Below are 18,666 nucleotides of genomic sequence, written 5' to 3' on the forward strand. Positions count from 1 at the left end.
TTAAGATGGCAGTTAAAAGATTCAAACCGGTAACCCCTGGTACTCGTTTCAGAATAGGCGCAGATTATTCTGATGTTACTACAAACGTTCCTGAAAAATCGTTAGTAGTAAAAATCAACAAGAAATCAGGTGGTCGTAATAACTCCGGTAAAATGACTATGCGTTATCTCGGTGGGGGACATAAAAAAGTATACCGATTAATTGATTTCAAACGCGATAAAAAAGATATCCCTGCAAAAGTAGCTACTATTGAGTACGATCCAAACCGTACTGCTCGTATTGCTTTGTTGCACTACGTAGATGGTGAAAAACGCTATATTATTGCTCCAGCTGGTTTAAAAGTTGGTCAAACTGTAGTAGCAGGTGATAAAGTTGCCCCAGAAGTTGGTAATACATTACCATTAGCAAACATTCCATTGGGTTCTATCATCCACAACATTGAATTAAATCCTGGTCAAGGTGGTTCAATTGCTCGTTCGGCTGGTACTTATGCTCAATTGTCTGCTCGTGATGGTAAATATGCCATCATCAAATTGCCTTCAGGCGAAACACGTATGATCTTATTGACTTGTGTTGCTACAATTGGTTCAGTATCGAACCATGAAAGATCTAACCAAGTGTTAGGTAAAGCAGGTCGCAAACGTTGGTTAGGTCGCCGTCCAAGAGTTCGTGGTGTTGCAATGAACCCAGTAGATCACCCAATGGGTGGTGGTGAAGGCCGTACTTCAGGAGGTCACCCACGCTCACGTACAGGTGTATTAGCTAAAGGCTTCAAAACACGTTACAAGAAGAAAACATCGAATCGTTACATCATTGAGAGAAGGAAAAAATAATGGCTCGTTCAATTAAAAAAGGTCCTTATATCGATCACAACCTAGAAAGAAAAGTTCTTTCTATGAATGAAACTAACAAAAAGTCAGTTATCAAAACATGGTCTCGTAGATCAATGATTTCACCTGATTTTGTTGGCCATACCTTCGCAGTGCACAACGGGAATAAATTTATCCCTGTTTATGTAACAGAAAATATGGTAGGTCACAAGCTTGGTGAATTCGCGCCTACGCGTACATTCAGAGGCCACGCAGAAAAGAAAAAATAATAGGTAATGGAAGCAACAAAAAAACTTAAAAAGTCTGTCTTAATTAGACAGCGCAAAGAGCAAGAGAAAGCTCAACAAGGTGGAGCTTCGGATGCCAAATTATTGAACTGCCCTACTTCGCCTCGTAAGATGCGTTTAGTGGTAGACTTAATTCGTGGCCAGCGTGTTGAAAATGCATTATACATTTTGAAACACTCTAGTAAAGAAGCTGCTGCTCGTGTAGAAAAATTATTATTATCTGCAATCAAAAACTGGGAAGCCAAAAACGAAGGTAAATCAGTGGAAGAAAGCGAACTTATTGTAAAAGAAGTATCAGTAGGTGGAGGTCGTCAATTGAAAAGATTGCGCCCAGCTCCTCAAGGTCGCGGATACAGAGTTCGTAAACGTTCAAATCACGTTACGTTGGTAGTTGATAGCAAATTAAACGTTGAACAAAACTAATTTATTGAGAAATGGGACAAAAAGCAAATCCAATAGGTAGCAGATTAGGAATCATCAAAGGTTGGGATTCTAACTGGTTCGGAGGTAAAAACTATTCCGATAAATTAGTTGAAGACGAAAAAATCAGAAAATATCTTTCTGTTCGTATTGCAAAAGGTGGTGTAGCTAAAGTTGTTATCGAAAGAACTTTAAAACGTATCACTGTTACAATTCACACTGCTCGTCCAGGTATCGTTATCGGAAAAGGTGGTCAAGAGGTTGACAAGATCAAAGAAGAGTTGAAAAAACTGACTAAAAAGGATGTTCAAATCAACATTTTCGAGATCAAACGCCCTGAGTTAGATGCTAAGTTAGTAGCTGAAGGTGTCGCTAAGCAATTAGAGGCGCGTATTTCATTCCGTCGTGCAATGAAAACTTCAATCGCTTCTACAATGCGTATGGGTGCAGAAGGTATCAAAATCATGTGTTCTGGTCGTTTAGGTGGTGCTGAAATGGCGCGTACTGAACAATACAAAGAAGGAAGAACTCCTTTACACACATTGCGTGCTGATATCGACTACGCTTTAGCTGAAGCATTGACTACATACGGTAAAATTGGTATCAAAGTTTGGATCTGTAAAGGTGAGGTTTACGGTAAACGTGACTTATCTCCAAACATTGGTCAAGCATCTGGTGTAAAATCACGTGGCAATCACGAAGGTGGTGGCGAACGTCGTGACAACCGTAACAAAGGTGGTCGCGGTGGAAACAGTCGTGGTGGAAGCAACCGTGGTGGAAATAACCGTGGTCCGAAAAAAGATTAATAGAGTTTATTTAGATTACAACAAAAACCTGCTGAGGAAGCAGATTTAAAAAGTATACGAACATGTTACAGCCAAAAAGAACGAAGTTCAGAAAGATGCAGAAAGGCCGCATGAAAGGTAACGCTTCTCGTGGAGCGGAGTTAGCTTTCGGTTCTTTCGGTATCAAAACAATGGAGCAAGCATGGATCACTAGTCGTCAAATCGAGGCAGCTCGTATTGCGGTTACACGTTATATGAAACGTGAAGGTCAAGTTTGGATTCGTATTTTCCCTGACAAACCTGTTACGAAAAAACCTGCAGAGGTACGTATGGGTAAAGGTAAGGGTGCTCCAGAATACTGGGTAGCAGTAGTACGCCCAGGCCGTATGTTATTTGAAGCAGAAGGTGTGCCTTTGGAAATTGCCAAAGAAGCTTTACGCCTTGCAGCTCAAAAACTTCCGGTTCAAACTAAGTTTGTGATTCGTAGAGACTACGTTGAAGCATAAAAATCTTGGTAATGTCATCATTTAAGCGTTAGGGCCGTTACCCCTAACGCTATATATAAACGGATGATAACCCAAATAACAACTGAAAAAACATGAAAAATTCAGAAATTTTAGAATTATCTAATGAGGACCTTGCAGCTCGTCTAGTCGAGGAGAAAACGGCCCTTACAAAATTGAAATTTGCACATGCTGTTTCAGCTATTGAGAACCCTAACGTGATCAAAGCAGCACGCAGAGCTATCGCTCGTATTAGTACGGAGATCAGTGCACGCAAAGCTGCAGCTAAAAATGAAACAGCCTCTGAGGCATAAAATTAAGTCGAAATGGAAAGAAATTTAAGAAAAACAAGAATCGGCTTAGTAGTTAGCAACAAAATGGACAAGTCTATCGTGGTAACTGTTGAACGTAAAGTTAAACACCCTATCTATGGTAAGTTCGTTAAAAAAACTACTAAATTTAAAGCTCATGACGAAACTAATACCTGCGGTATCGGCGATACGGTATTAATCATGGAAACTCGTCCGCTGAGTAAAACAAAAAACTGGAGATTAGTTGAAATTATAGAAAGAGCTAAATAACATGGTACAACAAGAATCAAGACTTAATGTAGCTGACAATAGCGGTGCTAAAGAAGTTTTAGTAATCCGTGTATTGGGCGGTACGCGTAAGCGTTATGCATCAATCGGAGATAAGATTGTTGTATCGGTGAAAAGCGCTATGCCTTCAGGAAACGTGAAAAAAGGTTCCGTTTCTAAAGCAGTAGTAGTTAGAACGAAAAAAGAAATCCGTCGTAAAGATGGTTCTTATATCCGTTTTGATGACAACGCCGCTGTATTATTAAATAATAATGATGAGCCACGTGGCTCACGTATCTTTGGCCCTGTTGCCAGAGAATTGCGTGAGAAACAGTTCATGAAAATTGTATCACTAGCACCGGAGGTTTTATAATTATGGCAATCAAGAAAACAAAAACGACTACGCACAAAATCAAAATTAAAAAAGGTGATTTAGTGAAAGTTATCGCTGGTAACTCTAAAGGTGTTCAAGGAAAAGTATTAACTGTTTTAGTGGATAAAAATAGAGCTATCGTTGAAGGCGCTAACATCGTAAAAAAACACACTAAACCAAGTGCAGCTAATCCTAATGGTGGTATCATTGAGAAAGAAGCTGGTATTCACATCTCTAATTTAGCTGTTATCGATCCTAAAACGGGTGAAACTACTCGCGTAGGTCGTAAGTTAAATGCAGATGGTAAATTAGTTCGTTACGCTAAAAAATCAGGGGAGGAAATTAAATAATGACTTACGTACCAAGATTAAAAGTGAAATATGCGGAGGAGATCCGTAAAGCACTTCAAGAAAAATTTCAGTATAAAAGTATTATGCAGGTTCCTAAACTTGAGAAAATCGTTGTTTCACAAGGCGTAGGGGCTGCAACAGCTGACAAAAAATTAATCGATAACGCTATCGCTGAATTGACTTTAATTACAGGTCAACAAGCTGTTGCTACAAAATCGAAAAAAGATATTTCAAACTTTAAATTGCGTAAAGGCATGCCTGTAGGGGCACGCGTTACTTTACGTGACAACAATATGTTTGAATTCTTGGATCGTTTGGTAGCAGTATCGCTTCCACGTATTCGTGACTTCCGCGGTATCAACGATAAAGGTTTTGACGGACGTGGTAACTATAACTTAGGTATCACTGAACAAATCATTTTCCCTGAGATCAACATTGATAAAATCAACAAGATCCAAGGTATGGATATCACTTTCGTGACTTCTGCTCAAAATGATGTTGAGGCTTTAGAATTGTTGAAACAGTTCGGTTTACCATTTAAAAATCAAAATACTAATAACAATGGCTAAGGAAGGATTAAAAGCACGCGAAGTAAAACGCGCTAAATTGGTAGCTAAATATGCGGCAAAACGTGCAGAATTAAAAGCTGCTGGCGATTACGTTGCATTAGATAAATTACCTAAAAATGCTTCTCCGGTACGTTTACACAACCGTTGTAAATTGACTGGCCGTCCTAAAGGATATATGCGTCAATTCGGTATCTCTCGTGTAACTTTCCGTGAGATGGCTTTAGATGGCAAGATCCCAGGGGTGAAAAAAGCTTCTTGGTAATTAAAAAAAAATACTTAATTTTGCCCGGGCAATTCTACTGAGGATTGCCGGGGTTTTTGCATTTTAAAATTGTTTAACAGATAGAAGGTCCCATACCAATGGTTGGGAGGGAAACCGCTGTCACAAATTTTCATATATAATGACTACAGATCCAATTGCGGATTACCTTACACGAGTAAGGAATGCCATCAAGGCCAACCACAGGGTTGTTGAAATTCCTGCATCGAACCTAAAAAAAGAAATCACTAAAGTTCTTTTTGATAAAGGTTACATTGCTAATTACAAATTCGATGAGAATGGCGTACAGGGTACGATCAAAATCGCATTGAAATATAATCCAATTAGCAAAATTCCGGCTATTCGTACGTTGACACGTGTGAGTAAACCTGGTTTAAGAAAGTATGCAAGCGTTGATACTATGCCTCGTGTTTTGAATGGTTTGGGTATTGCTATCTTGTCAACATCGAAAGGTGTAATGACAGATAAAGAAGCTAGACTTCAAAATGTTGGTGGTGAAGTTTTATGTTACGTTTATTAATCTAGGTAAAAACACGAAGAAATGTCAAGAATTGGAAAAGCGCCTATCGCTATCCCTGCAGGGGTAACTGTTACTATTTCGGACAAAAACTTAGTTTCAGTAAAAGGTCCTAAAGGCGAATTAACACAACAAGTTGACCGTGACATCACGATTGCGCAAGAAGAAGGCAATATCGTAGTTACGCGTCCAACTGATCAAAAGAAACACAAAGCATTACACGGTCTATACCGTTCCCTGTTGAATAACATGGTTCAAGGTGTGACTGAAGGTTACAAAACTACTCAAGAGTTAGTCGGTGTAGGTTACCGTGCAACAAGTACAGGTAATGTATTAGAGTTAACTTTAGGTTTCTCTCACCAGATTGTTTTTGTATTGCCAAAAGAGGTTAAAGTATCAACTACTGCTGAAAAAGGTAAAAACCCTACAATCACTTTAGAATGTGCTGACAAACAATTGATCGGACAGGTAGCGGCTAAAATCCGTGGCTTCCGTAAACCAGAACCTTACAAAGGAAAAGGTATCAAGTTTGAAGGTGAAGTATTGAGAAGAAAAGCAGGTAAATCAGCTAAAAAATAATAATCATGGCAGGACAAAAAGCATCTCGTAGAGAGAGAATCAAAAAAGGAATCAGAAAAAACCTTGCTGGAACGTCTGAACGTCCACGTTTATCGGTTTTTAGAAGTAACAAAGGTATCTATGCGCAAATCATTGACGACAATGCAGGTAAAACATTAGTTGCTGCTTCTAGTTTGTCAAAAGAATTTGTTGCATCCGGTAACAAAGTTGATCAATCTAAAGCTGTCGGTAAATTAGTTGCTGAGAAAGCAGTAGCAGCAGGTATTAATAAAGTAGTTTTTGACCGTAATGGGTACTTATACCATGGCCGTATCAAATCTTTGGCTGAAGGTGCTCGCGAAGGCGGTTTAGACTTTTAATCATAGAAAGAAATGGCATTAAGCAATATAAAAAGAGTGAAATCAAGCGAAATTGAATTAAAAGATCGCTTAGTAAGTATCCAACGTGTAGCTAAAGTTACTAAAGGTGGTCGTACTTTCAGCTTCTCTGCAATTGTTGTAGTAGGTGATGAAAACGGTATTGTTGGTTACGGTTTAGGTAAAGCTAAAGAGGTAACTGAAGCAATCACTAAAGGTATCGACGACGCAAAGAAAAATTTGGTAAAAGTTCCTGTAATCAAAGGTACTGTTCCTCACGCACAATATGGTAAATATTCTGGTGGTTCAGTTTTGATTAAACCAGCTGTTGGTGGTACAGGAGTTTTGGCAGGTGGTGCAATGCGTGCAGTATTGGAGTCTGCTGGTATCAAAGACGTATTGGCTAAATCATTAGGTTCTTCTAACCCACACAACGTGGTAAAAGCAACTGTAACTGCCTTAGCAAACATGCGTGATGCATATACAGTGGCACAGCACCGCGGTGTCGATTTGAATAAAGTATTTAACGGTTAATTATCATGGCAAAAATCAAAATCACCCAGATAAAGAGCGTTATCGACAGAAGCGAGCGCCAAAAGAAAACTATTGAGGCATTAGGTTTGAAAAGAATCAACCACTCAGTAGAAGTTGAAGCTACTCCATCAATTATTGGAATGGTACGTAAAGTAAACCATTTAGTAGCTATCGAAACTATTTAATATTAGCATATGGAAAGGGTCTTTGGGCTCTTTCCATTACTTGTTATTAATAATAATTATTTTTTAATCGCTAGTACCTGTTTAGTGAGAGCGAAGGGCTAGCACAATTTAGTTTAAAAATGAACTTAAGTAATTTAAAACCTGCAAAAGGTGCAGTAAAAGGTAGCAAACGTATCGGTCGTGGTACTGGTTCTGGTCGCGGTGGTACTTCTACACGTGGTCACAAAGGTGCTGGTTCCCGTTCAGGTCACTCAACGAAAATCGGTTTCGAAGGTGGTCAAATGCCTTTGCAACGTCGTGTGCCTAAATTTGGTTTCAAAAACATCAACCGTGTAGAGTACAATGGTGTAAACTTGGATACTTTGCAAGCGTTGATCGAGAAATACAATTTGACAGCTGTAGATTTCGATGCATTAAAAGCTCATGGATTAGTGTCTAAAAATGACAAAGTAAAAATCTTGGGTCGCGGTGAATTGAAAGCTAAAGTTGAAGTAACAGCGCACGCGTTTACTGCTTCTGCTCAAAAAGCTATCGAAGCTGCAGGCGGTTCTATCGTTAAAATTTAATAAATGAAGAAACTAATCACAACCTTAACCAATATTTGGAAAATCGATGATTTACGTACGCGTATTCTAAATACCTTACTTTTTCTTTTGATTTACCGTATTGGATGTCACGTGGTATTACCAGGTGTAAATCCTCACGCTTTGGCTTCTGGTCAAAAGGAGGGTTTATTAGGCTTATTAGATATGTTTGCGGGAGGCTCGTTCTCTCGTTCAGCTATCTTTGCTTTGGGGGTAATGCCATATATCTCGGCATCCATTGTTGTTCAATTGTTGGGCATCGCGGTTCCTTACTTCCAAAAGATGCAGAAAGAAGGGGAAAGTGGTCGTCAAAAAATGAATCAAATTACTCGCTATTTAACATTAGGGATTACTTTGCTTCAGGCTTTTGCTTATGTACGTACTCAGATTGAGCCAAGTGCTAAGACAATCGCAGACCCATTATTCACTATTCTAACTGCCATAGTTTTGACAGGCGGTACTTTATTTGTGATGTGGTTAGGGGAAAAAATTACCGATAAAGGCATCGGTAATGGTATTTCTTTGATCATTATGACAGGTATTATCGCTCAATTGCCAAGTGGTATCACTGCGGAATGGGTTTCTAGAATGGCGAAAGGTGGTGGTGGTCCAATTCCATTGTTGCTTGAATTTGTAGCTTTATTCTTTGTTGTGATCTTTACGATCTTGATTGTACAAGGGGTTCGTAAGATTCCTGTACAATACGCGAAGAAAATTGTCGGTAACAAGCAAGTCGGTGGGGTACGTCAGTATATACCGTTAAAGGTAAATGCTGCAGGTGTAATGCCGATCATTTTTGCGCAGGCAATTATGTTTGTGCCAATGAGTTTAGGGCAGTTCTTCCCGAATCTTCAGTCGGAATTTTTGACTTCGTTGAGTAACTACACTTCTGTAGCCTATAACGTGACTTTTGCGGTGTTAATTATCGCATTTACGTTTTTCTATACAGCAATCATGGTTAATCCGCAACAGATGTCAGATGACATGAAGAAAAACGGAGGTTTTGTCCCAGGTATTAAACCGGGATTGGAAACTAGTAATTTTATAGACCGCGTAATATCAAATATTACATTTCCAGGTGCAATTTTCTTAGCGATCATTGCTATTCTACCTGCTATTGCAAGTTTGTTTGGTATTAATAATCAATTTGCACACTTCTATGGAGGTACGTCATTATTGATTTTAGTAGGTGTGGTGTTGGATACTTTGCAACAGATCGAATCTCATTTGTTGATGCGTCATTATGATGGATTGATGAAAACAGGTCGTATTAAAGGTCGTTCGGCCGCGTCTGTTGAGGGAATGGATCATTCGGCAATTTAATTTCTTTAGATGTCTAAAGTATTTTATAAGTCAGCAGATGATATAGAGCAATTGCGAAAGTCAGCAGATGTGCTTTCGCAATTGCTTGGTGAAATCGCAAAAGTGATTAAACCTGGGGTAAAAACTATATCTCTTGATAAATTAGCTTATGAGTATATCCATGATAATGGAGGGACGCCAGCGTTCTTAAACTATCAAGGATTTCCATACTCTTTGTGCATCTCTGTCAACGATCAGATTGTACATGGTTTTCCTAGCGATTATGAAATTAAAGATGGTGATCTTGTTTCGGTCGATGGGGGTGTCAATTTGAATGGGTTTATCAGTGATTCGGCCTACACCTTCGGGGTTGGTGAAATTTCTGAGGAAGCGCAGTTGTTGTTGGATGTAACAAAGGAATCATTGTACAAAGGTGTTGAACAGGCTGTGGCCGGTAAACGTGTTGGGGATATCTCCTCCGCGGTTCAAGAGTACGTGAGCAAGTTCGGTTTCGGAATTGTACGCGAACTGGTAGGGCATGGAGTTGGATATCATTTACATGAAAAGCCAGAGGTTCCGAATTATGGGAAACGTGGTGCAGGCCCGAAATTGGAAGAAGGTTTGGTCATTTGTATCGAACCCATGATCAATGCGGGACGCGCAGGCGTTCGTTTTTGGGATGATGGTTGGACAGTAAGTACAGTAGATGGGAAGTTATCGGCGCACTTCGAACAAATGGTTGCAATCCGAAAAGGTGAGCCAGATGTGTTGCTGACATTCGAACATGTAGAGAAAGTTTTGAACAAAAAGTAGTTGGTTTTCAATTATTTTTATTTATCTTTGCACTCCTGTTCGCAGGCTTTTAAATTAAATTTAATCGAGAATATATGGCTAAACAAGCCTCAATAGAACAAGACGGTATAATTAGAGAGGCACTTTCTAATGCTATGTTTAGGGTAGAATTGGAAAATGGACATGAAATCATTGCCCATATTTCTGGTAAAATGCGTATGCACTATATCAAAATTTTACCTGGGGATAAAGTTAAATTGGAAATGTCTCCGTATGATTTGACTAAAGGAAGGATTACTTATCGCTATAAATAGTCGTAAGCCTTTTAACTAGCGCAAGCTTTTGAAAAAATAAATATCATGAAAGTAAGAGCATCAATTAAAAAACGTAGCGCGGACTGTAAGATCATCCGTCGTAAAGGTAAAGTTTTTGTAATCAACAAAAAGAACCCTAAGTTTAAACAACGTCAGGGTTAATTCATTAAAAATAATAGCTTAATATTATATGGCAAGGATAGCAGGTATTGATTTACCTAAAAACAAAAGAGGTGTGATCGGCCTTACCTATATTTTTGGTATCGGTCGTACAAGAGCTCAATATATCTTGGAAAAAGCTGGTATCAGCGAAGATGTGAAGGTACAAGAGTGGAATGATGAGCAATTGGCAGCAATTCGTAGCATCATCAATGATGAATTGAAAGTAGAAGGTTCATTGCGTTCAGAAATCCAATTGAACATCAAACGTTTGATGGATATCGGTTGTTACCGTGGATTGCGTCACCGTAAACACTTACCAGTTCGTGGTCAACGTACTAAAAACAACTCACGTACTCGTAAAGGTAAACGTAAGACAGTTGCAAACAAGAAAAAAGCTACTAAATAATAAATAAGAAATGGCTAAAACTAAAAAAGCTGCAAAAAAGCGTATCGTTGTTATCGAACCTATAGGTCAGGCTCACATTAACGCAACGTTTAACAATATCATTGTAACTTTGACTAATAATCAAGGACAAACTATTTCTTGGTCTAGTGCTGGTAAAATGGGTTTCCGTGGTTCTAAAAAGAACACTCCATATGCTGCTGGTCAGGCTGCACAAGACTGTGGAAAAGTTGCTCATGACTTGGGTTTACGCAAAGTTGAAGTGTTTGTTAAAGGACCTGGTGCTGGTCGCGAATCTGCAATCCGAACATTACAAACTGTAGGAATCGATGTGACTACTATTAAAGACATCACACCACTTCCTCACAACGGTTGTCGTCCTCCAAAACGCAGAAGAGTTTAATTGATTTAAAGATAAGATTCATTGGCTATAGGCTGATAGATACTTTAATTGTAAAAGAAAATGGCTAGATATACAGGACCTAAGTCCAAAATTGCCCGTAAATTTAGAGAGCCGATCTTCGGCCCTGATAAAGCGTTAGAAAAGAAAAATTACCCTCCTGGACAACATGGAGCTTCTAAACGCAGAGGTAAACAATCTGAATATGCTATTCAGTTGTTAGAAAAACAAAAAGCAAAATACACTTATGGTGTACTAGAGCGTCAATTCGCTAACTTATTTGTTAAAGCTTCCTCTAAACAAGGTATTACAGGTGAGATCTTCTTGAAATTATTAGAAGCTCGCTTGGATAACGTAGTTTACCGCTTAGGTATCGCTACTTCTCGTGCTGCTGCTCGTCAGTTAGTATCTCATAAACACATTACTGTTAACGGAAGTGTTGTTAACATTCCATCATATAGCTTGCGTCCAGGTGACGTTGTAGCAGTTCGTGAACGTTCTCAAACTCTTGAAGCCATCACAAATTCAGTTGCAGGCCGTACTGTAAATAAATTTTCTTGGTTAGAGTGGAATGCGAAAGAATTGACAGGTACTTTCTTAAGCTATCCAGAAAGATCTGATATTCCTGAAAACATTAAAGAGAACTTAATCGTTGAGTTATACTCTAAATAATAAATAAAATAGAAGTATGCATAGTCCAATTTTGGGGTATGCATCTTTCTGTTGTATTACAATTATTATTACAAATAAAACATTAAAAGAAAATAAATGGCAATTTTAGCATTTCAAAGACCGGATAAAGTTATCATGCAGAAATCTACGGATTTTGATGGTACGTTTGAATTTCGTCCATTGGAGCCTGGTTTTGGTGTAACCATTGGTAATGCTTTGCGCCGTATTCTATTGTCCTCGTTAGAAGGATATGCAATTACGTCGATAAGGTTTTCTGGCGTTTCGCACGAATTTTCAACGATCAAAGGTGTTGTTGAAGACGTAACTGAAATTATCTTGAACTTGAAACAGATCCGTTTCAAAAAAACAGGTGAGATTGGCGACAACGAAAAGGTATTTGTAGTAATCAATGGTCAAGAACAATTCTTAGCTGGTGATATCACAAAATTCTCTAATAACTTTACTGTCTTAAATCCAGACTTAGTAATCTGTAATATGGATAACGCAGTGACAATTGAGTTGGAATTGAGTATTGCTAAAGGTCGTGGATATGTAAATGCGGACGAGAATAAAGTGACTGATGCGCCAGTAGGTGTTATCGCTATCGATTCGATCTTTACTCCGATCAAGAATGTTAAATATACCATTGAGAATTACCGTGTAGAGCAAAAAACTGACTATGAGAAATTGTTGTTGGATATCTCTACAGATGGCTCAATTCACCCCGAGGAAGCTTTGAAAGAGGCTGCTAAGATCTTAATTCAACACTTTATTTTATTCTCTGATGAGAATATGCTTCTTGAGTCACAAACGAAGGAAGAAACCAAAGTGGTAGATGAAGAAATTTTGCATATGCGTAAGATTTTGAAAACGGAATTAGTAGACCTTGATCTTTCAGTGCGTGCATTGAATTGTTTGAAAGCTGCTGATATTCGCACATTAGCTGAGTTGGTAACTTACGATGTAGCTGATATGTTGAAATTCAGAAACTTCGGTAAAAAATCGTTAAGTGAAATTCAAGAATTGGTTAAATCGAAAGGTTTGTCATTCGGAATGAACTTGGCAAAATATAAATTAGACGAAGAATAATAATTTATTAAGCGACCACTATATGTAATTCCTCTTGAAGTTGATTGCTGAAGAAGATGTGTAGATTGCCTTTGAAAAGTTTAGCGATTTAAGTAAAACAAGAACGGTATATATAGTATAATAAAATCAAAATGAGACACGGAAAAAAAGTAAATCACTTAGGCCGTACGGATAGCCATAGAAAAGCAATGTTGGCTAACATGGCAACATCATTAATCCTACACAAACGTATCACAACTACTTTGGCTAAAGCTAAAGCGTTGCGTACATATGTGGAGCCTTTGATTACTAAATCTAAAAACGACACAACACACTCTCGTCGTACAGTATTCGCTTATTTGAAAGATAAAGACGCAGTTTCTATCTTGTTCCGCGAAATTTCTGAAAAAGTAGCTAACCGTCCAGGTGGTTACACTCGTATTATCAAAATGGAAAACCGTTTGGGGGATAACGCGGAAATGGCGTTCATCGAGTTAGTTGATTACAACGAAATCTACGGTAAGAAAGCTGCTGCTGAGAAAAAAGCTACTCGTCGTCGTGGTGGTGCTAAAAAAGCTGCTACTCCTGCTGAAACTGACGCTCCTGCGGAAGTGAAAGCTGAAGTTGAAGGCGAAGAAAAAGTGGACGGAGAATAATATTGATCCGTTATAAAATAAAAAAAGTCCTCTTTTTAAGGGGACTTTTTTTATTTTATAATCATTCCTACCGTTATAACTGATATATTTGTAATGCTAAAATTTGATAGCTTTTCTATTACAAGCTATTTCGTTTATCAATCTATAATTCATTAAGATGAAACCATTTGATGTTTATCCCATTAATCCCATTAACATAGTGAAAGCTAATGGATCAACGGTGTGGGATGCCGAAGGAAATGCTTATTTGGACTTGTATGGTGGTCATGCCGTAATATCGATCGGACACACGCATCCACATTATGTGCGACGTATTACAGAACAATTGAACCGTATCGGATTCTATTCCAATTCTGTTGAAATTCCAATTCAGCGTGAACTTGCACGATTGCTCGGCGAAGTATCTGGTAAGGTTGATTATGACTTATTTCTATGTAATTCAGGGGCAGAAGCGAATGAAAACGCATTGAAACTTGCTTCTTTCTATAATAAAAGAAAGAAAATCATTGCATTTTCGAAATCTTTTCACGGTCGAACTTCGTTAGCCGTAGCTGCTACGGACAACCCAAGTATTGTTGCTCCTGTTAACGAAACAGAAAATGTTGTTTTTCTTCCGTTTAACGACGAGGAAGCCCTGAAGGAGGCATTTGCAGTATATGGAGAAGAGATTTCTTCCGTTATTATTGAAAGCATACAAGGTGTCGGTGGGATTAGAGAAGCATCTATTGCTTTCCTTCGCTTGATTCGTTCACTTTGTGATCAATATAATGCAGTATTTATTGCTGATGAAGTGCAATGTGGCTATGGTAGAACAGGCTCATTTTATGCACAAGACTATTCTGGTGTAAGCGCGGATATTTATACGATGGCGAAAGGAATGGGAAATGGTTTTCCTATCGGTGCGATCAGTATCTCTCCTAAGTTTAAAGCTACACATGGTAGTTTAGGAACAACCTTCGGTGGCAATCACTTGGCCTGTGCAGCAGCTATGGCGGTATTAGAAGTGATCCATCAGGATAATTTGATGGCGAATGCGAATGCGGTGGGACAGTACCTTATTGATGAGCTAAAGAAAATTGATGAAATTGTGGAAGTAAGGGGGAGGGGGTTGATGATAGGAATTGAACTTCCGGCGTCTTTAGCACATGTAAAAAAGGATCTTTTGTTAAAAAATCGCATTTTTACAGGGGAGGCCAAACCTTTTGTTATTCGATTGCTTCCAGCATTGAATATTACCAAAGAACATGCTGACCAATTTTTATCAGCATTGAAAGAACATATAAAAGCGGCTGTGGCCGTATAAAGATAATAGATGAAATTATGATGATGGAACTCAGGTATAACAGAGTATTCATCAAAATTGTTTTATCAACATAAACGAACAAAACGGGTAGCGCAGATTATTGCGTGAAATAATACTCGTATAAAGATTTACATAGATGAAAAAATTTTTCTCTGTTAATGACGTATCCAATGTAGCTGACGTTGTCCAAGAGGCCTTAGCCTTAAAAGCTGCTCCTTATGATAATCAAGATCTTGGTAAACATAAAACCTTGGGGCTTGTATTTTTAAATCCTAGTTTGCGTACGCGTTTGAGCACTCAAAAAGCGGCAATGAATCTGGGCATGGATGTGATGGTTATGAATATGGACAAAGACGGTTGGGCCTTGGAGACTCAGGATGGTGTTGTAATGAACGGCAGTACCGTTGAACATATCCGCGAGGCAGCAGCAGTCATGGGGGAATATTGTGATATCCTTGGCTTGCGATCTTTTCCAAAGCTCAAAGACCGAGAAGAAGACTACAGCGAGGATCTGTTTAATAAATTTATTAAATATTGCGGAGTACCTGTAGTATCTTTGGAAAGCGCAACACGTCACCCTTTACAAAGTTTAACGGACATAATCACCATTACTGAACATAAAAAGACAGCAAAGCCAAAGGTTGTTTTGGCTTGGGCTCCGCATGTGAAAGCTTTGCCACAGGCAGTTCCGAACTCTTTTGCAGAATGGATGTGTAAGGCGCAAGAAGAAGGACTTGTGGAGTTTACGATTGCACAACCTATGGGCTATGAACTTAGTAAGGATTTTACGAAAGGAGCTACGATTTCAACGAATTTAAATGAAAGTCTGAAAGACGCTGATTTTGTTTATGTGAAAAACTGGTCATCCTATCAGGAATATGGCGAGGTATATACGGTAGATGAGGATTGGATGATGGATAATGAAAAACTGTCTTTGACAAATGACGCGAAAGTCATGCATTGCTTGCCAGTCAGACGAGACCTGGAACTATCTTCTGAGATTTTAGATGGACCAAACTCGTTGGTTATTAAAGAAGCAAGTAATCGTGTATGGGCTGCACAGGTTGTTTTAAAACGAATGCTGGAAGATCTAGTCTAAGACAGGTCTTTTGATTATTGAGAAACTATTTTTATTTGGGAAAAGTTGCGTAATGGCTAATAGTGTATTAAATATTATAAAAATTGGCGGAAATATTATCGATGATGAGGATCTATTGGATTCTTTTTTAGAGAAATTTTCTGCACTGTCCGGGAAGAAAATCCTCGTGCATGGCGGTGGCAAAATTGCGACCCGTCTAGCAAGTGAACTTGGCATACAGGCCCAGATGGTTGAAGGACGGAGGGTGACTGACGAAGATATGTTAAGGGTGGTTACTATGGTGTACGCCGGATTAACAAACAAAACAATTGTTGCCAAATTACAAAAATTAAAATGTGATGCTGTGGGGTTATCAGGGGCAGACGGGGATGTAATCAAGGCTATAAAACGCCCTGTCAAAGATGTTGACTATGGTTTCGTAGGGGATTTACTGCACGATTCGGTTAATACATTGGCGATAAAAAAATTCTTGGAAGCAGGTTTTATACCTGTATTTTCTGCCATTACACACAATGGTTTAGGACAATTGCTCAATACCAATGCCGATACCATTGCATCATCCTTGGCAGTTTCTTTGGCATCCTTATACGAAACGTCATTGGTCTATTGCTTTGAAAAAAATGGCGTATTGCGGGATGTGACGGATGAAAACTCCGTCATACCGACGATTAAATCTGAGGAATTTGAATTTCTCAAAGAATCCGGAATAGTCAATGATGGTATGATTCCAAAGCTACAAAATGCATTTAATGCAATAAATAAAGGTGTTCAGGAGGTATATATTGGCCATGCCAACAATTTACACCTGTTCCAGCAGGGACAGTTCGGTACCTGTTTGACATTAAAATAATAATCTAATCTAAACCCAACTATGAAAAAGGTCACTATTATCGGGAGTGGGAATATCGGTCTCTCTTTGGCAAAAGGGCTTGTAAAAAGCGAGTTTGCCAGCGCTGCGGATATTACATTGACCCGTAGAAATCTAAATGCTTTGGCTGACGAAGCGAGCCAGGGATTCTCGGTTAGTAACGATAATATAGCTGCTGTTAAAAGCGCCGATATTGTTGTGTTCGCCATATTACCACAGCAGTTAAAAAAGGTATTGGCTGAAGTCGCTCCCGAAATAGATAAGAAAAATCAGATTTTTGTTTCCATTGTATCTGGTGTTTCCTGTGCTGATTTGAAAGCTGTGTTGGGTGAAGATGCGACTGTAATACGTGCCATGCCGAATACAGCGATTGCCATTGCTCAATCAATGACCTGTATTGCTAGCGATAGTGCTTCGGATAGTAGTCTTGCCGAAGTCGAGAAAATGTTTGAGACTGTTGGTTCAGTTGTGATTATAAATGAAGATCTGATGACTTCGGCAACAGCCCTGTGTGCCTGTGGGATCGCATTTTTCTTACGTGCTATACGTGCTGCATCACAAGGTGGAGTGGAAATAGGTTTCCACGCTCATGATGCCTTAAAAATGGCTGTTCAAACGGCTAAAGGTGCTGCGGACTTATTGTTGCATACGAATGCGCATCCAGAGGGCGAGATCGATAAAGTAACTTCACCAAAAGGATGTACAATAGCGGGATTGAATGAAATGGAACATCATGGTTTTAGTTCCGCATTTATCAAAGGAATAAAATTGTCTGCAGATAAAGCAGGAGGATTATATCATGAAGGATAAGGATAGCTTATTCCAGGATAGCCTCGCTTTGTTAAAACAGTTGATTTCCGTTTCGTCCTTAAGCCGGGAGGAAGTATTGACAGCTGCACTGATTGAGGAATTCTTCAAAAAACGGCGGATTAAGACCTTTAGGAGAGGAAATAATATTTGGGCATATAATGCACATTATGATCTAAATAAACCCACTATTCTGCTTAATTCGCATCATGATACAGTGAAAGCAAATCCTGGATACACTCGTGATCCATTCAAGCCCACTGAAAATGGCGGAAAGCTCTATGGTTTAGGTAGTAATGATGCGGGTGGATGTTTGGTGTCCCTGATTGCTACCTTCTTGTATTTTTACGAGAGCGTGGATTTAAAATATAATTTTTGTCTGGTGGCGAGTGCTGAAGAGGAAATATCAGGCAGAAATGGGATTGAGTCTGTATTGGAAGATATCGGACCCATTGATTTTGCAATCGTTGGCGAACCGACATTGATGAACTTAGCAATAGCGGAAAAAGGTCTAATGGTATTGGATTGTCATGCAACTGGAGTAGCAGGTCATGCTGCCCGTAACGAGGGTGATAATGCTATTTATAAAGCGATAGCTGATATCCAATGGTTTAGGGATTATACTTTTGAAAAAGTATCACCAACCTTGGGCCCGGTTAAAATGTCGGTAACAATGATTCAGGCGGGATCGCAGCACAATGTCGTGCCTGCTGATTGCAGTTTTGTGGTCGATGTACGGACGACTGACGCTTATACGAATGAAGAAACACTGGCGATTATCAAATCTCATGTATCCTCGGAGGTTTCGGCTCGGTCGACCCGTTTGAAATCTTCGTTTATTCCGGAAGAACATCCAATTGTACAGGCAGGGATAGCACTTGGGCGCAAGTGCTATGGATCTCCGACAATGAGCGACCAGGCGCTTATTCCAGCACCTTCTTTAAAACTGGGGCCTGGAGACAGTGCTAGATCCCACATCGCCGATGAATTTATTTATATTGATGAAATCAGGGAAGGAATAGAATTGTATATAGCGATGCTCCAAAAAATAGTATAAAAAAAGCTTCCAATTCTGGAAGCTTTTTTTATA

31 protein-coding genes are annotated in these 18,666 nt (G+C 39.1%); all 31 read left to right on the forward strand.

Annotation, left to right across the window (positions count from 1 at the left end):
* The first annotated feature begins 5 nt into the window (after nt 1–5).
* The 31 genes from rplB to B4A24_RS08745 all read left to right on the forward strand — a co-directional run bounded on the left by rplB (nt 6) and on the right by B4A24_RS08745 (nt 18,633).
* Nucleotides 6–833 (forward strand): 50S ribosomal protein L2, encoded by an 828-nt coding sequence (rplB, locus tag B4A24_RS08595; protein ID WP_172392283.1) that lies wholly within the window; start codon nt 6–8, stop codon nt 831–833.
* Nucleotides 833–1,099, forward strand: coding sequence for a 30S ribosomal protein S19 (rpsS, locus tag B4A24_RS08600; RefSeq protein ID WP_002997495.1), 267 nt, complete (start codon nt 833–835; stop codon nt 1,097–1,099). Before rplB ends, rpsS begins: the two co-directional genes overlap by 1 nt.
* Before the next feature lie 6 nt (nt 1,100–1,105).
* Nucleotides 1,106–1,540, forward strand: a complete 435-nt coding sequence (gene rplV / locus B4A24_RS08605; RefSeq protein ID WP_077438121.1) for a 50S ribosomal protein L22 — start codon at nt 1,106–1,108, stop codon at nt 1,538–1,540.
* Between the two features lie 11 nt (nt 1,541–1,551).
* Complete coding sequence (rpsC, locus tag B4A24_RS08610) at nt 1,552–2,343, forward strand: 30S ribosomal protein S3 (protein ID WP_293944340.1); 792 nt, start codon at nt 1,552–1,554, stop codon at nt 2,341–2,343.
* A gap of 62 nt (nt 2,344–2,405) precedes the next feature.
* Nucleotides 2,406–2,828 carry a 50S ribosomal protein L16 gene (rplP, locus tag B4A24_RS08615; RefSeq protein WP_046674870.1) on the forward strand — a complete coding sequence of 141 codons (423 nt, stop codon included), beginning with the start codon at nt 2,406–2,408 and terminating at the stop codon, nt 2,826–2,828.
* 92 nt (nt 2,829–2,920) lie between these two features.
* The gene (rpmC, locus tag B4A24_RS08620; RefSeq protein ID WP_108636200.1) at nt 2,921–3,139 is read left to right on the forward strand and encodes a 50S ribosomal protein L29; all 219 of its coding nucleotides are present in this window, start codon (nt 2,921–2,923) and stop codon (nt 3,137–3,139) included.
* 12 nt (nt 3,140–3,151) lie between these two features.
* Nucleotides 3,152–3,406 (forward strand): 30S ribosomal protein S17, encoded by a 255-nt coding sequence (rpsQ, locus tag B4A24_RS08625; RefSeq protein WP_153844936.1) that lies wholly within the window; start codon nt 3,152–3,154, stop codon nt 3,404–3,406.
* A 1-nt stretch (nt 3,407) separates the two neighbouring features.
* Nucleotides 3,408–3,776, forward strand: coding sequence for a 50S ribosomal protein L14 (gene rplN, locus B4A24_RS08630; RefSeq protein ID WP_104385212.1), 369 nt, complete (start codon nt 3,408–3,410; stop codon nt 3,774–3,776).
* Between the two features lie 2 nt (nt 3,777–3,778).
* On the forward strand, nt 3,779–4,126 hold the full coding sequence (gene rplX / locus B4A24_RS08635) for a 50S ribosomal protein L24 (protein WP_104385211.1): 348 nt from the start codon (nt 3,779–3,781) through the stop codon (nt 4,124–4,126).
* On the forward strand, nt 4,126–4,695 hold the full coding sequence (gene rplE, locus B4A24_RS08640; protein WP_046674875.1) for a 50S ribosomal protein L5: 570 nt from the start codon (nt 4,126–4,128) through the stop codon (nt 4,693–4,695). The genes rplX and rplE overlap by 1 nt, the downstream gene beginning before the upstream one ends.
* Nucleotides 4,688–4,957 (forward strand): 30S ribosomal protein S14, encoded by a 270-nt coding sequence (rpsN, locus tag B4A24_RS08645; RefSeq protein ID WP_028071569.1) that lies wholly within the window; start codon nt 4,688–4,690, stop codon nt 4,955–4,957. The genes rplE and rpsN overlap by 8 nt, the downstream gene beginning before the upstream one ends.
* 136 nt (nt 4,958–5,093) lie before the next feature.
* Nucleotides 5,094–5,495, forward strand: a complete 402-nt coding sequence (gene rpsH / locus B4A24_RS08650) for a 30S ribosomal protein S8 (protein ID WP_223584601.1) — start codon at nt 5,094–5,096, stop codon at nt 5,493–5,495.
* 21 nt (nt 5,496–5,516) lie between these two features.
* Complete coding sequence (gene rplF, locus B4A24_RS08655) at nt 5,517–6,071, forward strand: 50S ribosomal protein L6 (protein ID WP_172392282.1); 555 nt, start codon at nt 5,517–5,519, stop codon at nt 6,069–6,071.
* Complete coding sequence (rplR, locus tag B4A24_RS08660) at nt 6,068–6,430, forward strand: 50S ribosomal protein L18 (protein WP_172392455.1); 363 nt, start codon at nt 6,068–6,070, stop codon at nt 6,428–6,430. The genes rplF and rplR overlap by 4 nt, the downstream gene beginning before the upstream one ends.
* 27 nt (nt 6,431–6,457) lie before the next feature.
* A complete protein-coding gene (gene rpsE, locus B4A24_RS08665; protein WP_223584602.1) occupies nt 6,458–6,961 on the forward strand; it encodes a 30S ribosomal protein S5 in 504 nt (167 codons plus the stop codon).
* A 5-nt stretch (nt 6,962–6,966) separates the two neighbouring features.
* Nucleotides 6,967–7,146, forward strand: coding sequence for a 50S ribosomal protein L30 (gene rpmD, locus B4A24_RS08670; RefSeq protein ID WP_046674880.1), 180 nt, complete (start codon nt 6,967–6,969; stop codon nt 7,144–7,146).
* 119 nt (nt 7,147–7,265) lie between these two features.
* Nucleotides 7,266–7,712: a 50S ribosomal protein L15 gene (gene rplO, locus B4A24_RS08675; protein WP_293944347.1), complete on the forward strand. Its 447-nt coding sequence runs from the start codon at nt 7,266–7,268 to the stop codon at nt 7,710–7,712.
* A gap of 3 nt (nt 7,713–7,715) precedes the next feature.
* Nucleotides 7,716–9,053: a preprotein translocase subunit SecY gene (gene secY, locus B4A24_RS08680; RefSeq protein ID WP_046674882.1), complete on the forward strand. Its 1,338-nt coding sequence runs from the start codon at nt 7,716–7,718 to the stop codon at nt 9,051–9,053.
* Nucleotides 9,054–9,062: 9 nt separating this feature from the next.
* Nucleotides 9,063–9,845: a type I methionyl aminopeptidase gene (gene map / locus B4A24_RS08685; RefSeq protein ID WP_172392281.1), complete on the forward strand. Its 783-nt coding sequence runs from the start codon at nt 9,063–9,065 to the stop codon at nt 9,843–9,845.
* A 74-nt stretch (nt 9,846–9,919) separates the two neighbouring features.
* Nucleotides 9,920–10,138, forward strand: coding sequence for a translation initiation factor IF-1 (gene infA / locus B4A24_RS08690; protein WP_002997456.1), 219 nt, complete (start codon nt 9,920–9,922; stop codon nt 10,136–10,138).
* Between the two features lie 45 nt (nt 10,139–10,183).
* Nucleotides 10,184–10,300, forward strand: coding sequence for a type B 50S ribosomal protein L36 (gene ykgO / locus B4A24_RS08695; RefSeq protein ID WP_013665024.1), 117 nt, complete (start codon nt 10,184–10,186; stop codon nt 10,298–10,300).
* Between the two features lie 28 nt (nt 10,301–10,328).
* Nucleotides 10,329–10,706, forward strand: coding sequence for a 30S ribosomal protein S13 (gene rpsM / locus B4A24_RS08700; RefSeq protein ID WP_108636195.1), 378 nt, complete (start codon nt 10,329–10,331; stop codon nt 10,704–10,706).
* A gap of 10 nt (nt 10,707–10,716) precedes the next feature.
* Nucleotides 10,717–11,106 carry a 30S ribosomal protein S11 gene (gene rpsK / locus B4A24_RS08705; RefSeq protein ID WP_108636194.1) on the forward strand — a complete coding sequence of 130 codons (390 nt, stop codon included), beginning with the start codon at nt 10,717–10,719 and terminating at the stop codon, nt 11,104–11,106.
* Nucleotides 11,107–11,166: 60 nt separating this feature from the next.
* Nucleotides 11,167–11,775, forward strand: coding sequence for a 30S ribosomal protein S4 (gene rpsD, locus B4A24_RS08710; protein ID WP_108636193.1), 609 nt, complete (start codon nt 11,167–11,169; stop codon nt 11,773–11,775).
* A gap of 96 nt (nt 11,776–11,871) precedes the next feature.
* The gene (locus B4A24_RS08715) at nt 11,872–12,864 is read left to right on the forward strand and encodes a DNA-directed RNA polymerase subunit alpha (RefSeq protein ID WP_077438111.1); all 993 of its coding nucleotides are present in this window, start codon (nt 11,872–11,874) and stop codon (nt 12,862–12,864) included.
* A 131-nt stretch (nt 12,865–12,995) separates the two neighbouring features.
* Nucleotides 12,996–13,499 carry a 50S ribosomal protein L17 gene (rplQ, locus tag B4A24_RS08720; protein WP_293944353.1) on the forward strand — a complete coding sequence of 168 codons (504 nt, stop codon included), beginning with the start codon at nt 12,996–12,998 and terminating at the stop codon, nt 13,497–13,499.
* A gap of 157 nt (nt 13,500–13,656) precedes the next feature.
* Nucleotides 13,657–14,802 carry an aspartate aminotransferase family protein gene (locus B4A24_RS08725; RefSeq protein ID WP_293944355.1) on the forward strand — a complete coding sequence of 382 codons (1,146 nt, stop codon included), beginning with the start codon at nt 13,657–13,659 and terminating at the stop codon, nt 14,800–14,802.
* Between the two features lie 136 nt (nt 14,803–14,938).
* Entirely contained in the window at nt 14,939–15,901 is a 963-nt protein-coding gene (locus tag B4A24_RS08730; protein WP_293944357.1) for an acetylornithine carbamoyltransferase, read from the forward strand.
* Nucleotides 15,902–15,953: 52 nt separating this feature from the next.
* Entirely contained in the window at nt 15,954–16,751 is a 798-nt protein-coding gene (gene argB, locus B4A24_RS08735) for an acetylglutamate kinase (protein ID WP_293944359.1), read from the forward strand.
* 21 nt (nt 16,752–16,772) lie between these two features.
* A complete protein-coding gene (proC, locus tag B4A24_RS08740) occupies nt 16,773–17,579 on the forward strand; it encodes a pyrroline-5-carboxylate reductase (RefSeq protein WP_293944361.1) in 807 nt (268 codons plus the stop codon).
* Complete coding sequence (locus tag B4A24_RS08745; RefSeq protein ID WP_293944363.1) at nt 17,569–18,633, forward strand: M20 family metallo-hydrolase; 1,065 nt, start codon at nt 17,569–17,571, stop codon at nt 18,631–18,633. Before proC ends, B4A24_RS08745 begins: the two co-directional genes overlap by 11 nt.
* The last annotated feature ends 33 nt before the right edge of the window (nt 18,634–18,666 follow it).

It is taken from the genome of Sphingobacterium sp. UBA7249 (genome assembly GCF_002472835.1).
Lineage (GTDB): Bacteria > Bacteroidota > Bacteroidia > Sphingobacteriales > Sphingobacteriaceae > Sphingobacterium > Sphingobacterium prati.

Coding starts and splice junctions, on each gene's coding strand:
- rplB (WP_172392283.1), top strand. CDS start 6: ATGGCAGTTAAAAGATTCAAACCGGTAACCCCTGGTACTCGTTTCAGA.
- rpsS (WP_002997495.1), top strand. CDS start 833: ATGGCTCGTTCAATTAAAAAAGGTCCTTATATCGATCACAACCTAGAA.
- rplV (WP_077438121.1), top strand. CDS start 1,106: ATGGAAGCAACAAAAAAACTTAAAAAGTCTGTCTTAATTAGACAGCGC.
- rpsC (WP_293944340.1), top strand. CDS start 1,552: ATGGGACAAAAAGCAAATCCAATAGGTAGCAGATTAGGAATCATCAAA.
- rplP (WP_046674870.1), top strand. CDS start 2,406: ATGTTACAGCCAAAAAGAACGAAGTTCAGAAAGATGCAGAAAGGCCGC.
- rpmC (WP_108636200.1), top strand. CDS start 2,921: ATGAAAAATTCAGAAATTTTAGAATTATCTAATGAGGACCTTGCAGCT.
- rpsQ (WP_153844936.1), top strand. CDS start 3,152: ATGGAAAGAAATTTAAGAAAAACAAGAATCGGCTTAGTAGTTAGCAAC.
- rplN (WP_104385212.1), top strand. CDS start 3,408: ATGGTACAACAAGAATCAAGACTTAATGTAGCTGACAATAGCGGTGCT.
- rplX (WP_104385211.1), top strand. CDS start 3,779: ATGGCAATCAAGAAAACAAAAACGACTACGCACAAAATCAAAATTAAA.
- rplE (WP_046674875.1), top strand. CDS start 4,126: ATGACTTACGTACCAAGATTAAAAGTGAAATATGCGGAGGAGATCCGT.
- rpsN (WP_028071569.1), top strand. CDS start 4,688: ATGGCTAAGGAAGGATTAAAAGCACGCGAAGTAAAACGCGCTAAATTG.
- rplF (WP_172392282.1), top strand. CDS start 5,517: ATGTCAAGAATTGGAAAAGCGCCTATCGCTATCCCTGCAGGGGTAACT.
- rpmD (WP_046674880.1), top strand. CDS start 6,967: ATGGCAAAAATCAAAATCACCCAGATAAAGAGCGTTATCGACAGAAGC.
- rplO (WP_293944347.1), top strand. CDS start 7,266: ATGAACTTAAGTAATTTAAAACCTGCAAAAGGTGCAGTAAAAGGTAGC.
- secY (WP_046674882.1), top strand. CDS start 7,716: ATGAAGAAACTAATCACAACCTTAACCAATATTTGGAAAATCGATGAT.
- map (WP_172392281.1), top strand. CDS start 9,063: ATGTCTAAAGTATTTTATAAGTCAGCAGATGATATAGAGCAATTGCGA.
- infA (WP_002997456.1), top strand. CDS start 9,920: ATGGCTAAACAAGCCTCAATAGAACAAGACGGTATAATTAGAGAGGCA.
- ykgO (WP_013665024.1), top strand. CDS start 10,184: ATGAAAGTAAGAGCATCAATTAAAAAACGTAGCGCGGACTGTAAGATC.
- rpsM (WP_108636195.1), top strand. CDS start 10,329: ATGGCAAGGATAGCAGGTATTGATTTACCTAAAAACAAAAGAGGTGTG.
- rpsK (WP_108636194.1), top strand. CDS start 10,717: ATGGCTAAAACTAAAAAAGCTGCAAAAAAGCGTATCGTTGTTATCGAA.
- rpsD (WP_108636193.1), top strand. CDS start 11,167: ATGGCTAGATATACAGGACCTAAGTCCAAAATTGCCCGTAAATTTAGA.
- B4A24_RS08715 (WP_077438111.1), top strand. CDS start 11,872: ATGGCAATTTTAGCATTTCAAAGACCGGATAAAGTTATCATGCAGAAA.
- rplQ (WP_293944353.1), top strand. CDS start 12,996: ATGAGACACGGAAAAAAAGTAAATCACTTAGGCCGTACGGATAGCCAT.
- B4A24_RS08725 (WP_293944355.1), top strand. CDS start 13,657: ATGAAACCATTTGATGTTTATCCCATTAATCCCATTAACATAGTGAAA.
- B4A24_RS08730 (WP_293944357.1), top strand. CDS start 14,939: ATGAAAAAATTTTTCTCTGTTAATGACGTATCCAATGTAGCTGACGTT.
- argB (WP_293944359.1), top strand. CDS start 15,954: ATGGCTAATAGTGTATTAAATATTATAAAAATTGGCGGAAATATTATC.
- proC (WP_293944361.1), top strand. CDS start 16,773: ATGAAAAAGGTCACTATTATCGGGAGTGGGAATATCGGTCTCTCTTTG.
- B4A24_RS08745 (WP_293944363.1), top strand. CDS start 17,569: ATGAAGGATAAGGATAGCTTATTCCAGGATAGCCTCGCTTTGTTAAAA.